This window comes from Pseudolabrys taiwanensis, assembly GCF_003367395.1.
Taxonomy (GTDB): Bacteria; Pseudomonadota; Alphaproteobacteria; order Rhizobiales; family Xanthobacteraceae; genus Pseudolabrys; species Pseudolabrys taiwanensis.
On sequence record NZ_CP031417.1, the window covers coordinates 4,611,346 to 4,625,332 of the forward strand.

Sequence of the window (13,987 nt, forward strand, 5' to 3'; positions counted from 1 at the left end):
CAAGAAGTGCGCCGGGTTAAACGGGCTGCATTCAGGTAAGGAAATTCGATCTGTTTTCGGTAACGTTCCGTTATGCAAGCTGCCGACGCTGGATCGCCGACTTTTGTAAAATTAGATATTTCAACTGTGTAGGAAGCTGGTGGAGCCGGCGCTTGTTCATCCGCGGAGGAGCATCTCGCCGTCGAAACGAGAAGGCGCAGCGTTTCCACGCCTCGCAAGCAGGCGCGGTTTAAGCCGCCATCTTTATGTACTTCTCGGGATAAGGAGCAGAAACTCTGTCACAGACAGCTTTATTCTTGCCGAGAGCCTTATCTCTCGCGATCGATCCGGCGGCTCTCAAGCGCGAAAGAAGCATGTTGTTCGCGGGACTATCGGATGTCGCGATCATCGTTGCGGCTTTCGCGGCGGCGGTCTGGGGCAACTCCCTCATGATGGCGGCGGAAGGCCTGCGTGGCGCGCTACTGGTCATGCTGGAGATGGTGCTGCTCGTTCTATTGCGCCGCATTCATCGCGGGCGAGTTCATGACTTCGATTACGGTGCGGGTAAGCTGGAGCAGTTCGCCAATCTAAGCATTGGCGCCGTGATGGGACTCGGTGGAGTTTGGGTCGGTATTACGGCCGCGTATCGTTGGTGGCATCCGCCCGAGCAAGCCGCGTTGGGGCTTGGGTTCGCGGCCTTGGTCGGCGCCGTGAACGTGGTGCAAAATGGGGCCGCACTGATGGCGCTCTGGCGCGCCGGTCGCGACGGCACGTCGCTGATCATGATCGGTCAGGTCCGCACGCGTCTCGCCAAGCTCATTTCATCGACGATCGTGTTTGTTGCGCTCTGCATCAACGCCGCCCTCGGCGATGGCCAATGGGGACTTCTTGCCGACGTGCTGGGATCGGCCTTTGTTGCCCTCGTCATGATTCAGCTTGCCGTGTCGATGGCACGTCAGGCTCTGCCGTCGCTGCTCGACCGGACGCTGGACGAGGCGCAGCAGAGGTCGATCAATCGCGCGCTGGCGCGCCACTTCGAGGCCTATGACGATCTGCTAGGCGTAAGCTCCCGCCTGTCGGGCAACACCGCCATGATCGAGGTGAAGCTTGGGTTCGAGCGGATGCGCTCGATCGGCGAGATACAGTGTGTGGTGGACCGTGTGGCCAAGGACATTGGTGAACTGATACCCGGCGCGCTAGTCTCTGTTATCCCCGTCGCAAGTGGCAAGGCGGCAGGCGGATTATGACGGCCGGTCGGCAGAACAGGCGGCCTGCCGAACGGGACAAGCGCCGAAATCGTATAAAAATGCTAAAATGATCATGATATGCTTTTGCATGCCGCGAAAGCGATATGCATGGTTCGCGGCTTTTTGCTTCTAAACGGCCGGGTCAGTGGGATTTCCCCGGTTCAGGACGTTCAAAAGGTTAGACCGGTGGATCGTCAGCAAAGTCACTCAGTCTCCACGCCACTCGGTCGCATCCTGGAGGGGCTGCCTTTTGGAGCATTGATCGTCGATCACGATCTATCGGTGAAGGCGTCGAATGCCGCGGCCGCGCGCCTGTTGGAGGTCGACGCCGCCGAGCTCGCGCCGGGGAAGTCCGTCGCTTCCCTGGTCGGCAGCCTGGTTGCCCGCGGCGACTACGGCGCGGGCGAAGCCGCGACGGCGAGCGCGCACATCCTCACCCAGCTCGCGACCGCCGACAGCAAATTCACGCAGAGGACGCCGTCCGGCCTCGTCCTGGGCATATCATGCCGCGCTATCGACGGCGAGCGGATGATCACGATCGAGGATCTCACGCACGAGGATGCCGAGCGCGAGGCGCTCAGGCGGTCGGCGCAACAGATGCGGGCGTTGCTCGATTCGAGCCCGGTGGCTGTCGCCATCGTCGGTTCGGGCGGCCAGTTGCTCTATACCAATCATCGGCACGACGAGCTTTATGGCGTGACGGCGGACCAGATGCCGAAGAACGTCCGCGAGCTCTATGTCGATCCGGCGCAGCGCGACCGGCTGCTCGAAATCTTCCGCCGCGACGGCCAATTGCTCAATGCCGAGGTGCACAACCGTCGTCCCGACGGCGGCACCTTCTGGTCGCTCCTGTCGTGGAAACGAACGGAGTATGACGGCCAGCCGGTGCTGATTTCCTGGATCAACGACATCACCGAGCGCAAACAGGCGGAGGCGGCCGTGCAGGAGGCGCGCCGCGTCGCCGAGCAGGCGAACCGCACCAAGTCCGACTTTCTGGCGAATATGAGCCATGAGCTGCGCACGCCGCTGAACGCCATCATCGGCTACAGCGAGATGCTCATGGAGGATGCCGCCGACCGCGGCGACGAAGCCAGCGTCGGCGATTTGCAGAAGATCAAGGGCGCCGGCAAGCACCTTCTCGGCATCATCAACGACATCCTCGACCTGTCGAAGATCGAAGCGGGGCGGATGGATGTCTACCTCGAGCAGGTTTTCCTGCCCAGGCTGATCGAGGAAGTCCGCACCATCGTCGAGCCGCTCATGAGCAAGAACGGCAACACGCTCGTCATCGACTGTCCGGCGGATATCGGCTCGCTGCGCACCGATCTGACCAAATTGAAGCAGAGCCTCATCAACCTGCTCAGCAATGCCGCGAAATTCACCAAGCAGGGCGAGGTGCGGTTGTCGCTCGCGCGGGTCGCCGACGAGGGCCGGCCGGCGAGCATCCGCTTCGCCGTGTCCGACAGCGGCATCGGCATGACGGAAGAGCAGATGGGCCGGCTGTTTCAGGCCTTTACCCAGGCCGACTCCTCGACGACCCGCCACTTTGGCGGCACCGGGCTCGGTCTCACCATCACCAAGCATTTCTGCACGATGCTGGGCGGGGCGGTCGACGTCGCCAGTAAGCCAGGCGAGGGATCGACCTTCACGATCACGCTGCCGGACCAGGTGCTGCATGCGCCGGCCGCGCCGAGCGCGCCGATCCGCAAGGCGGCGAAAGATGGGGCCGATGGCGCGATAACGGTTCTGGTCGTCGATGACGATCCGGACGTGCGCGACCTGTTGTCGGCAATCCTCACCAAGGAAGGATATAGGGTCCTGTTCGCGCAGGATGGAGTCGAGGCGCTTGACATGATGCGTCACTCGCCGCCCGATATCGTCACACTCGACGTGATGATGCCGAAGATGGACGGCTGGTCGCTCCTCGGCATCATGAAGTCCGAACCGGCGCTCCATGACATCCCGGTCATCATGGTGACGATCGTCGATGACCGCAATCTCGGCTATTCGCTGGGAGCCTCGGAGTTCATGACCAAGCCGATCGACCGCGGACGCCTGATCGCGGTGATCGGTCAGTTCTCCCGCGCCGACGGCGATCACGTCGTCCTGGTGGTCGACGATGACCCTGAAGTGCGCTCGATTGTGCGCCGTACCGTGGAGAGCGCGGGCCTGGACGTGGCGGAGGCGGTGCATGGTCGCGCGGCGCTTGACTGGCTGCGCCACAACCCGGCGCCGGCGCTCATTTTGCTCGACCTGATGATGTCTGAGGTCGACGGCTTCGAGTTTCTCGACGAGATGCGCCGGAACGACGATTGGGCCGACATCCCCGTCGTCGTCCTCACGGCCAAGTCGCTCACCGAAGACGAGCGCATCTTCCTGGCCGAACGCACGATGTTGATACTCAGCAAGAGCGCGCAGCCGATAGGGACGTTGGGCCGTGCGCTGGCCGCCATTGCCGAGCGTGGTTCGAGCGGGAGCGCCAAGCCGGCGCCGGCGTGAGAGCCGGGGCGCGGTCCTCGCCCTGCGCGGTCAGCCTGCCGCGCGCAACAGCGCGTTGATCTTTTCCAGGAGCCGCGGCAGTTCGACCGGCTTTGTATCGAACTCGTCGCAGCCGGCGGCCAGAGCCTTTTCCTTGTCGGTCACCATCGCATGCGCGGTGAGGGCGATGACCGGAATGCGGGCGGTTTCGGGATTGGCCTTGACGAGCTTCGTCGCTTCCCAGCCGTCGAGCACCGGCAGGCTCATGTCCATGAGGATCAGGTCCGGCTTGGCCGACCTGGCCAGGTCGACGCCCTCTTGCCCGTTGACGGCGATGATCACCTCAAATCCATTGCGGTTGAGGCGGCGCGACAGCATATCGCGGTTCATCTCGTTATCTTCGACCAGTAGAATTTTCGGCATTTCCAGTCCTGTCAACTCGCCGCGGCCTGTGCGCCTTGCCTGCGGCCAACAATTCGCGCCAGCGCCTGCCCCAAGGCGCCGATCGGCTGCGCACTCTTGCTGAGAACCAAGAGGGTGTTCTCGGCCAGGAAGGCCCGCTCGCTTTCCGTGAGGTCTTTCGCCGTCAAAACAACGATCGGCAGACCCGCGAGATGCGGCATATCCCGCACTTTCTGCAGGAACGCGAAGCCGTCCATCGTGGGCATGATGAGATCGAGCAGCACGAGCGACGGGCGACCGTTTTTGTTCAGCCAATCGAGAGCCGTCACACCGTCGATAGCCTCCGCCGCCTTCATGCCGACGCCTTCGATGGTCGATTTCAGCAGGCCGCGGACATCCGCGTTGTCGTCCACGACGAGAACCGAGTTCTGCCTGTCGGTCGGTACGAACTTGCGTAGGAGCGCGATCAGCCGGTTTCGGTCGATCGGCTTGGTCATGTATTCCGATGCGCCGAGCGAGAATCCGAGGTTCTTGTCGTCGACGATCGTGAGCATGATGACCGGGATATGGGCGAGCTGCGGATCCGACTTCATGATGCCGAGCACGGACCAGCCGTCGATCTTGGGCATCATCACATCCAGCGTGACGATGTCCGGCGGCGTCGTTCGCATCAGTTCGAGTGCCTCCATGCCGTTCCTGGCGTGCATGAGGCGATAGCCCCTCTTGTCGAGCGTCGATGCAAGGACGTCGTGCACGACGGCGTCGTCGTCGACGACGAGGACGGTCATCGCGTCGGCGGGTAACTCGCCGTCCGCCTCAGCCCAGTCGTCATCGGCACTGTCCGCGCTACCGGCTTCAGCGTTCTGGATGGGGAGTTCGATCGTGAAGACCGAACCTTCGTTGGGCGTGCTTCTCACATCGATCGATCCCCCGAGCATCGCGCAAAAATGCTTGGTGATCGTCAGTCCCAATCCCGTGCCGCCGAAATTTCTCGTGGTCGAGGAGTCGGCCTGCGTGAAAGCCTGAAACAGCCGCGACATTTGGTCCGGCGTCATGCCGATGCCGCTGTCGGCGATCTCGAAACGGATGCGCGGCCGCTCGTCGCCCTCGAGACGCGATAGGCGGAGCGTCACGGTGCCTTGTTTGGTGAACTTGGCGGCATTGCTGAGGAGGTTGATGAGACTTTGCTTGAGCTTGGTCTGATCGGTTCGTAGGGCGCCGATGTCGCCTGGGCACTCGACGACGAATTGGTTGCCGTTTTTCTTCATCATCGGATCGACGATCGTCTTCACTTCGTCGATCAGGCGCGTGAGGAATACCGGCTCCAGATAAACGTCCATCCGCCCGGCCTCGATCTTCGACAGGTCGAGGATGTCGTTGATGAGCCCGAGCAGATGCTTGCCGGCGCCCTGAATCTTCTCGAGGTCGGCGATGCTCGGAGTGTCCCCGCGATCGATGGCATCTTCCAGCAGGATTTCGCTGTACCCGATGATCGCGTTGAGCGGTGTCCTCAGCTCGTGGCTCATATTGGCGAGGAACGAGGACTTGATGCGGCTGGCGGACTCTGCCGCGTCCTTCGCGTTTCGGAGCTGCAATTCGGACTTCTTGCGCTCCGTGATGTCCGTGTAGATGGCGATGAAACCGCCGCCCGGCACCGGATCGCGACGCACCTCCAGCACCGTGCCGTCTGGGCGAACACGTTCAAAGGAGTGCGATTGATCGAGCAGGGCGAGACGCTTGGCAAGCTCGGTTTCAATGTCGGCGTCGCCGAATTCGCCGCGCTCGCCCAGATAGCGGATGTAGTCGGAAAAAGTGCGGTCGGTGCCGAGAAATTCGGCAGGCATCTCTAGGTATTGCCGGAAGCGGTCGTTCCAGGTGACCAGTCTGTGGTCTGCGTCGTACATGGCCACGCCCTGGGCCATGTTCTCAAGCGTTGCCCTCAGCAAATCGCTTTCGCGCCCGACACTTCCTTTGGTCATCTCCTGCATCGAGCGGCCCTCAAGCCGGCAAGCGCCGCGTCCCTGTCACGGACTTAAAGCGGCAATCCCATCCGAGCGGGCGGGATGAATGTTGATCATCGCGGTGAAGCCGCTGATGTCGAGGACTTCGCGGACCGAGTTCTGAACGCCGCAAAGTGCGAAGGAGCCATCCGCCGCTTTGACCTTCTTCAAGAGAATCAGCACGGCGCGCAGGCCGGCGCTGGTCACGAAATCCACTCCGGTGAAGTCGATTAAAATCTTCGGCTTCTGATTTGTCATCAGACCGCTAATGCGGTCTGCAAAAATCGAGCTGGATGCCCCGTCAAGCCGACCTCTCGCGGTCACGACAAAGGCGTCGCCGACGCGCTCTTCCTCTAATTCCATAGGCAGCCCCTCCAATACGCGGCTCACGAACGGGCGATCGCAAAGGTGGTCAAGTTCTGCCCGTTCTGATGAGAATACTCAAGTGTGCTGGTCAGTTTCCGGATTAGATAGAGGCCCAGCCCGCCGATCGGACGCTCTTCGAGGGGCGCCTCGATGGCGGGATCCGGCGCAAGCCGGAGATCGAACGGCGGTCCGGTGTCTATAATCTCGCCGGTGACTTGAGCCGGCTCGACCATCAACCGGATCTTCGCTGGCTTATCGCGGCAGTTGCCGTGAGTCCCGAGATTCGTGACGATCTCCTCGACGACGAGCGCCACATGGTGCGCGGCGCGCGAGTCGACCTGCTGTTCTTCCAGATACGCGAGCACCTTTTCGGTCAAGGCGGATATGGCCTCGGACGTGGCGAGCACCTCGATCTCGAGCGGTGCCATGGTCTCAAGGTCCTAAAGAGAGAAGGATGGCGGCGGTGTCGTCGGATGCCGGCCGGCCGGCCTCGAATTGGCGAACATTGACCAGGAGGCGCTGCAGCGGCGCCGGGTCGGAGGGCTCGAGCGATGTCACGAAGGTGGCGACCCGTTCGTCGCCATAGAGGGCGCCGTCAGGATCGTTTGCCTCGGTGAACCCGTCCGTGACGACGAGCAGCCGATCGCCCGGCGTGAGCGACACTGCATCTGGCTTGTATCTCGCGCTTTCGTCGAGACCGAGCGGTGGACCGCTCAGCAGATCCAATCGCGTCAGCGCGCCATTGGCATTGCGGTGATAGGGAGGGATATGCCCGGCGCGCACGTATGTGAGACGTCCGCTTGTAACGTGGAGAGTGGCGAGCAGGAAGGTAACAAACATGCAGCCGGAGTTGCCTTCGGCTAGTGCCGCATTCAGCAGACCGACGGCGCGCTCGGGCGCGCTGAAGAGCTCCGCGGCGTCCGGACGGCTGGCAAGCGCGCGGGTCATGGCATGCGTCCGGGCCATCATCAGCGCGGCACCGGCGCCCTTGTCGGACACGTCCCCGAGCGCCAGCACGACGAGATCCGGCCCGATCGGGAAATGATCGACCAGGTCGCCGCCGACCTCTTTTGCCGGCTCGAGCACCACATCGATTGTGAGCGCGCGGCCGGACATCGTTCCGGCAAAGCGCGGCGGCACGAGCGACAATTGCAGCGTCCGTGCTTCATTGAGCTCGGATTGTTTGCGCCGCAACTCTTCGCGGGTGAGGTCGCGCATCTGCTTCTTCTCGAGCGTCGCGAGAACGCGGGCCCGCAGCAGAATGGGATTGAACGGCTTGAAGATGAAGTCGTCGGCGCCAAGCTCGATACACCGCACCACCGGCTCGATCTCGTTCAGCGCCGAGATCACGATCACCGGCAGATCGTTGATGCGTCCGTCCTTCTTGAGCGCTTCGAGCACGCCAAATCCGTCGAGCTCCGGCATCATGATGTCGAGCAGGACAAGGTCGTAGGCCTTCGCCGCGATGGCGGCGAGCGCCTCGATGCCGTTCTCCGCCTGATCGATCGCGCTGAAACCGAGCCGTTGCAGCCGACGCATCAGCAAGTCCCGGTTCTCGGGGACGTCGTCGACGACAAGGATCCGAGCCTTGTTGATCATGACGCTACCACGAGTGGTTGACGCTCCGCGGTATGTTCGGGGGAGAACAAGAGCGCGGTGCGCCGCGCCAGCCAGACAATACGCTCGAACAGCATGGTGGCCGCGAACAGCGCTTCCTGTGCCTTGGCCGGCATATCCGGGTCCTCGCGTAGGACGCGCTGCCGGATCCGCTCCATCAGTTCGTCGCGATAGGTCAGCAGAGCAAGCGTCATTTCCCGTTCCGACTGGTCGTCAGTGTCTGCCGCGTCCGCCAACGCCATCAAGAGGGTATGCAGGGCCTCGGTCATCTGATCGGCGACGCGTCCGCTCGGCGGCGATTGACGCGCAAGTTTGCAAGTTTGGACGAACTCGTCCAGGCTCTCGTACAAGGCGTTCAGGTTGGCGGTGCGGTGCTGCAGGCGTACCGCCTTCTCGCGGTCGATCCGGTCGAGGCTCGATTCGAGAATTGATCCGAGAAACCTGGCCATCGCGGCCGTGATGGTAGCGGATGCCGTGCGCAGGGTCGCAGGTGGAATTGGCACGCCCTCGGTATCCGCGCGGATCGTGTCCAGCATCGCCGGCAGCCGTTGCAGCAGACGATGCTCTTCGCGCGCAACTAAATCCAACGCCGTGCTCGGTTCGACTAGAGCGTCCTCGATCAGATAGGCGGGCTTTGACAGCTCCTGAAGCTTGCTGGGCGGAGCGATGCGTTCGAGCAGCGGCAGAATTTGATTGATGAAGATCGTTGAGAGCAGGGCGCCGGCGACCTGATACAGGAGAAACAGCCATGCGACTTGAGCGGAGGCGGAATGCGCGAAAACGCCCGACAGCTCGGCGATCAAGGGTCGCCCGACGACTGCGCCGACCGCCAGGACCGCGAAGACAACGAGAAGACCGGCCAGCTTCTGCACGATCTGCATGATCGCAATTTGGGCCGCATCGCCGCGATAGGGGAGCGCCACCAGCAGATAGTTGCCGGCAGCGCCAAAGTTGGCGCCGTAGACCAGCCAAAATGCGCTGGAGACGTCGATCAGCTCGGCATGGGTCGCCGCGACCGCCAATGCGCTTGCGACGGATGACGATTGGCAGAGCAAGGCAAGGCCGGCGCCGATCAAGAACAGCAGAGCCGGAAACCGGGCCGCCGTTGCGATGAAGCCGTCCTGCATAAGACCGTCGCGCAACGGCTCGGTTCCTTCTTTCAGCATTTGCATGCCGATGAAGAGCAGTCCGAGTCCGAGCACCGTTCCCACCGCGTGGCGGATACGGTCGGTGCGATCGAGGCCGAAATAGACCGCCACGCCCGCTAAGGCGACGAGATAGCTCGCGGCCAGCCGCAAATCGACTGCGACCAGAATGACCAGCAGTGACAGGCCGACATTCGACCAGATCGGAATGAGGATCGCGCGGCGTTTGTCGATCATGCCGGCGCTCACCAGACCGATCATCACGGACGTGACGGCATTGGTGCTTTGGGTTATCGCGCCGGCGATCGAACCGAAAATGGCCGCCAGTATCGGCTGGCCGCCCAGCCGGCTGAGCACGTTCCTGAGACGACGGCCGGCGAGGGGTACGAGATGGGACGAGACGAAATGAACGCCGCAGAAAAATAGCCCAAGGCCAGTCAGAAACGGCGCAATTGTATGCATCTGCACGATCCGGACGAGTGACCAGTCAAAGTTAACAAATGGTTGGCTCGGTCAGCAGCAATCCGATCGTCCGTGAATTACTGAGCCCGCCAGCACCGGCCAGCAAGCTCGCCTTGTCCATCACAGGTTTGGAAAAGTCAAAGGCGCAATGAAGCGCAGCTACGCCGCGCCACCGGATTGCACGTTCAAAATGTCGCCGAGTCCCGAGGTCGTAATGATTTCGAGAACCGCCGGGCTCGGATTGGCGACGATCATGGTTCCGCCGCGCCGGCTGATGGCCTTCGCCGCGGCGACCAAATGCCGAAGTCCGATCGACGCTACGAATGTGACGCCGGACATGTCGACCGTGAGCGTGTCCTTGGACCCCGACAATGTCGCAAGCGGAAGTGCGACAACGTCGGCTCCAGTAATATCCAGCCGACCGTTCAGCACCACTGTCGCGGCTGGCCCGGCATCGTCGATGGCAATCTGCATGAGAAGCTCCTTTTCGGCCGCATTGGGCGCCGATTTTCATGACAGCTTGGTGACAGAAAAAGTAACGGGAGCTTAGTGATAATGAATAGTGGGCGACGCTTAGGTCGCCCTGACGCTCTTGCCGCGTCGACGCCAAGGCACATGCCGGCCCGCTGTTCGGGTGGCATGTGCGCGTTGGGATCGGCGTTCTTTGTTCAGCCGCGTCCGTAGCCGCCGCCGCCCGGCGTCTCCAGTGTCACGTCGTCGCCCGCTTTCATGACCATCTTGCGGGCTTCGCTGACGCTCTTGCCGTTGACGAGGAAGCGGCCGGCTTCACCCGGCGCGCCGCCATCCAGGCCTTCCGGGGGCAGGCTCGTGCGGCTCGCCACCGCGTTGAGCAGCCAGTCGCTATCGGTCCGCATCCGCCACTGGATGATCTGGCCGTCGCCGCCGCGCGATGCGCCGGCGCCGCCCGAGCCCTCGCGGATCTCCTTGCGGGTGAACAGGATCGGCATCGACGCCTCCAGCACCTCCACCGGCACGGCGGCGACGCCGGTCGGATAGCACGTGGCCGAGGGGCCGGACTTGGTCTGGCGCGCGCCCATGCCGCCGGAGTAGTTGAACATCGAGGATGTGAACGGCGTGCCGTTCGCATTCTTGCCCTGGATCTGGATCGTCCACACGGCGCCGGAACCTTCGGCCAACACGCGGTCCGGCATCACATGGTACAGCGCCTTGAGGATCGGCATGGGCACATACATGCCGACGACATGCCGCGCATTCACCGGTGCCGGGTACTTGCAGTTCACGATGCAGCCCTCGGGCGCCACGACCTTGATCGGCGCGAGGCTGCCGAAGTTGTTCGGCAGTTCCGGATCGAGGCAGGAGCGAATCGCGAAGGTTGAATAGGCGTGGGTGTAGTTCATCACCACGTTGATGCCGTGCGGGCTCGGACCCGAGCTGCCGGTGAAATCGATGGTGATGGTGCCGTCCTTGGCGTCCACCGTGACGGCCGTCTTGAGCGTGATGACATCGCCGCCGGGAACGTCGAACGAGCTCTCGCCGTGATAGGTGCCGGGCTTCAGCTTGCGGATCGACTCGCGCGTCGCTTTCTCCGAACGCGAGATGATCTCCTCCGAAAGTTCATCGATGTCGTCGTAGCCCTGCCGGTCGAGCAGCGCCGACAAGCGCTTGCAGGCGAGACGGGCGCTCGAGACCTGCGCGGCGAGATCGCCGAACACGTGATCGGGCGTGCGCACATTGGTGCGGATCATATGGTGCAGTGTCTGGTTCGGCTCGCCCGCGTCGTAAAGCTTGAGCATGGGAATCCAAAGGCCTTCCTCATGCACGTCGCGGGCGCCGGCACCGACACCATAGCCGCCAATATCGGTGTGATGAATGGTCGAGCCGAAAAAGCCGATCAGTTTGCCCTTGTGGAAGGCGGGCAGCATCACGGTGATGTCGAAGAAGTGGCCCGCCGACAGCCACGGATCGTTGGTGATCAGCACGTCGCCTTCACGCAATGTCTGCGTCGGGAAGGCGTCGACGAAGTGCTTTCCGGCGGCGGCAAGCGAGTTGATGTGTCCCGGCGTACCCGTCACGGCCTGCGCCACCATGCGACCTTGCCGGTCGAACAAGGCGTTGGCCAAGTCGCCGGCCTCGCGCACGATCGGGCTGAAGGCGATCCGCTGCAGTGCCTTGGCCTGCTCGCTGACGATGCTGATCAGATTGCTCCAGACGATTTCAAGTTCAATGCCGTCCATGTCGCCTACTCCTTCGTCGCCATGATGCAGCCGGTCGCGTCCACTTTGGCGCGCCAGCCCGGCAGGATGATGATCGTGGTTTCGCGTTCTTCGATGATCGCCGGCCCGTCGACCGCCTGTCCCTTGGCCAGGGCCTTGCGGGCATAGACGGGTGTATCGACGTCGCGCCCATTGAAACGCGCGCTACGTTTGCCGGTCGGCTTTGCGGGTGAACCCTGTAGCGCGGCTTTGCTGTCGCGGGCGGCGAGGGGGCCGGTCGCGACCAGGCGCCAGCTTACGATCTCGACATCGACATTGGGCAAACGCAGGCTGTAAAGCTTCTCGTAGCCGTCTTCGAACACCGAGCGGACCCAGGTCGCGTCGTGCTTCTTGCGCGGGTCGGTGTCGAACCACGCCGTCACCTCGTTCTGCTGGCCGAAGTAACGCAGATCGGCGCCAAACTGGAATGTGAGATCCGCTGCCTTGCAGCCGGCGCTCGCCAGTCCGGCGCTCGCGTCGGCGACCAGCTTGGTGATGACGCGGTCGACATCGTCCCAGTTCAGAGCCGAGAGGCGGGAGAGGGCGCCCTGGCTGAGATCGAGGCGGGGCGGCGTCACCAGCGTGCCGAAGGCCGACAGCACGCTCGCGAGCGGCGGATAGATGACCATCGGGCTTTCGAGCAAGTCGGCGACATAGCAGGCGTGCACCGGACCCGCGCCGCCGAAGGCAAACAGGGGAACGCCGCGATAGTCGATGCCACGGTCGACCGCATGCGCGCGAGCGGCGGCTGTCATCGACTCGCCGACCACGCGGTAGATGCCGGCCGCGACGTCGCGGGTCGAGGTACCGAGCTTCTCGCCGAGCTTGGCGAGCTGCTTCTCGGCGCCGGCCAGATCGAGCTTCATGTCGCCGCCGAGGAAGTTGTCGGCGCTGAGGTAGCCGAGCACGAGATCTGCATCGGTGACGGTGGCATTCTGGCCGCCGCGACCATAGGCGACCGGACCGGGCGTCGAGCCGGCGCTTTGCGGCCCGACCTTCAAGAGTCCCAGATTGCTCACCGAAGCGATGCTGCCGCCGCCCGCGCCGATCTCGATCATGTCGACTGACGGAATGAGGATCGGCAGGCCGCTGCCGGACTTGAAGCGATAGATGCGGTCGACTTCGAAATCGCCGGTGATCAGCGGATGCCGATCTTCGATGATGCAGGCTTTCGCGGTGGTGCCGCCCATGTCGAACGACAGAAGCCGGTCGAGGCCGAGCACCTCGGCATAATACGCGGCGGCGAGCGCGCCGGCGGCCGGTCCGGATTCCACCATACGCACGGGGAATTTCTTGGCGATGTCGATGCCGATCACGCCGCCGTTGCTGAGCATGATCAGGGGGTCGTTGGCGAAGCCGCGCTTTTTGAGGCCGTCGCGCAAGGCGTCCAGATAAGGCCCCGTGATCGGCGCCGTATAGGCGTTCATCACGGCCGTCGACGTGCGCGGATATTCGCGAATCTGCGGCGCGACATCGGATGAGATCGAGACGTACATGGCCGGCGCACGCTCCTGCACGATCTCCCGCATCGCGCGCTCGTTGGCCGGGTTGAGATAAGCGTTGAGGAATGAGATGGCGACCGAGACGACGCCCTTGGCCTTCAGCTCATCGACCAGGGCGGCGGCTTTTGCCTTGTCGAGCGGCGTCATCACCTCGCCGGTGGCAAGCACGCGTTCCGGCACGCCGAAGGTCATGTCACGCGAGACGAGCTGTTCGGGGAACTCGATCTGCGGATCGAACATCTCGTAGCGATGTTCGTCCTTGATGGTGAGGATGTCGCGGAAGCCTTCGGTGACGATCAGGGCCGTGAGCGGTCCTTTGCGTTCGATCACCGCGTTGGTCACCACGGTGGTGGCATGCACCACGACGTCGGTGACGGCATCGGACTTGATGGCCGCTTTCCCGAGGATGGAATCGACGGCCCGGAAGAAACCGACGTCGAGACTCTCAGGCGTGGTCAGGGTCTTGTCGACCCAGGTCTGGCCGGAGGCATCACGCAGAACGACGTCGGTAAAAGTCCCGCCAATATCAACGGCCAAGGCATAATTCGGCATTCG

At 62.9% G+C, this 13,987-nt stretch carries 11 protein-coding genes; 2 read left to right on the forward strand and 9 right to left on the reverse strand.

The window, feature by feature from the left end; translation table 11 throughout:
- Window positions 1–353: 353 nt before the first annotated feature.
- Window positions 354–1,226: a cation diffusion facilitator family transporter gene (locus DW352_RS21945; protein ID WP_115693327.1), complete on the forward strand. Its 873-nt coding sequence runs from the start codon at window positions 354–356 to the stop codon at window positions 1,224–1,226.
- Between the two features lie 78 nt (window positions 1,227–1,304).
- Window positions 1,305–3,725, forward strand: a complete 2,421-nt coding sequence (locus DW352_RS21950; RefSeq protein WP_115693328.1) for a response regulator — start codon at window positions 1,305–1,307, stop codon at window positions 3,723–3,725.
- Between the two features lie 30 nt (window positions 3,726–3,755).
- Here DW352_RS21950 and DW352_RS21955 read toward each other — a convergent pair whose 3' ends face one another.
- The 9 genes from DW352_RS21955 to DW352_RS21995 all read right to left on the reverse strand — a co-directional run bounded on the left by DW352_RS21955 (window position 3,756) and on the right by DW352_RS21995 (window position 13,984).
- A complete protein-coding gene (locus DW352_RS21955; RefSeq protein ID WP_115693329.1) occupies window positions 3,756–4,127 on the reverse strand; it encodes a response regulator in 372 nt (123 codons plus the stop codon).
- Between the two features lie 11 nt (window positions 4,128–4,138).
- Window positions 4,139–6,085, reverse strand: coding sequence for a response regulator (locus DW352_RS21960; protein ID WP_115694550.1), 1,947 nt, complete (start codon window positions 6,083–6,085; stop codon window positions 4,139–4,141).
- Between the two features lie 45 nt (window positions 6,086–6,130).
- Window positions 6,131–6,469 (reverse strand): STAS domain-containing protein, encoded by a 339-nt coding sequence (locus DW352_RS21965; protein ID WP_115693330.1) that lies wholly within the window; start codon window positions 6,467–6,469, stop codon window positions 6,131–6,133.
- Between the two features lie 23 nt (window positions 6,470–6,492).
- Window positions 6,493–6,900, reverse strand: coding sequence for an ATP-binding protein (locus tag DW352_RS21970; protein ID WP_115693331.1), 408 nt, complete (start codon window positions 6,898–6,900; stop codon window positions 6,493–6,495).
- A 4-nt stretch (window positions 6,901–6,904) separates the two neighbouring features.
- The gene (locus tag DW352_RS21975; RefSeq protein WP_115693332.1) at window positions 6,905–8,071 is read right to left on the reverse strand and encodes a PP2C family protein-serine/threonine phosphatase; all 1,167 of its coding nucleotides are present in this window, start codon (window positions 8,069–8,071) and stop codon (window positions 6,905–6,907) included.
- Complete coding sequence (locus DW352_RS21980; RefSeq protein ID WP_162827121.1) at window positions 8,068–9,696, reverse strand: Na/Pi symporter; 1,629 nt, start codon at window positions 9,694–9,696, stop codon at window positions 8,068–8,070. Before DW352_RS21980 ends, DW352_RS21975 begins: the two co-directional genes overlap by 4 nt.
- Before the next feature lie 159 nt (window positions 9,697–9,855).
- Window positions 9,856–10,170, reverse strand: a complete 315-nt coding sequence (locus DW352_RS21985) for an STAS domain-containing protein (RefSeq protein ID WP_115693334.1) — start codon at window positions 10,168–10,170, stop codon at window positions 9,856–9,858.
- 194 nt (window positions 10,171–10,364) lie between these two features.
- The gene (locus DW352_RS21990) at window positions 10,365–11,912 is read right to left on the reverse strand and encodes a hydantoinase B/oxoprolinase family protein (RefSeq protein WP_115693335.1); all 1,548 of its coding nucleotides are present in this window, start codon (window positions 11,910–11,912) and stop codon (window positions 10,365–10,367) included.
- Window positions 11,913–11,917: 5 nt separating this feature from the next.
- Window positions 11,918–13,984 (reverse strand): hydantoinase/oxoprolinase family protein, encoded by a 2,067-nt coding sequence (locus DW352_RS21995; protein ID WP_115693336.1) that lies wholly within the window; start codon window positions 13,982–13,984, stop codon window positions 11,918–11,920.
- Between the last annotated feature and the right edge of the window lie 3 nt (window positions 13,985–13,987).

Bases quoted from the DNA above. Each gene is read 5' to 3' on its own strand.
- DW352_RS21995 (WP_115693336.1), bottom strand. From the start codon at position 13,984: ATGCCGAATTATGCCTTGGCCGTTGATATTGGCGGGACTTTTACCGAC.
- DW352_RS21985 (WP_115693334.1), bottom strand. From the start codon at position 10,170: ATGCAGATTGCCATCGACGATGCCGGGCCAGCCGCGACAGTGGTGCTG.
- DW352_RS21970 (WP_115693331.1), bottom strand. From the start codon at position 6,900: ATGGCACCGCTCGAGATCGAGGTGCTCGCCACGTCCGAGGCCATATCC.
- DW352_RS21960 (WP_115694550.1), bottom strand. From the start codon at position 6,085: ATGACCAAAGGAAGTGTCGGGCGCGAAAGCGATTTGCTGAGGGCAACG.
- DW352_RS21980 (WP_162827121.1), bottom strand. From the start codon at position 9,696: ATGCATACAATTGCGCCGTTTCTGACTGGCCTTGGGCTATTTTTCTGC.
- DW352_RS21950 (WP_115693328.1), top strand. From the start codon at position 1,305: ATGCTTTTGCATGCCGCGAAAGCGATATGCATGGTTCGCGGCTTTTTG.
- DW352_RS21975 (WP_115693332.1), bottom strand. From the start codon at position 8,071: ATGATCAACAAGGCTCGGATCCTTGTCGTCGACGACGTCCCCGAGAAC.
- DW352_RS21945 (WP_115693327.1), top strand. From the start codon at position 354: ATGTTGTTCGCGGGACTATCGGATGTCGCGATCATCGTTGCGGCTTTC.
- DW352_RS21965 (WP_115693330.1), bottom strand. From the start codon at position 6,469: ATGGAATTAGAGGAAGAGCGCGTCGGCGACGCCTTTGTCGTGACCGCG.
- DW352_RS21990 (WP_115693335.1), bottom strand. From the start codon at position 11,912: ATGGACGGCATTGAACTTGAAATCGTCTGGAGCAATCTGATCAGCATC.
- DW352_RS21955 (WP_115693329.1), bottom strand. From the start codon at position 4,127: ATGCCGAAAATTCTACTGGTCGAAGATAACGAGATGAACCGCGATATG.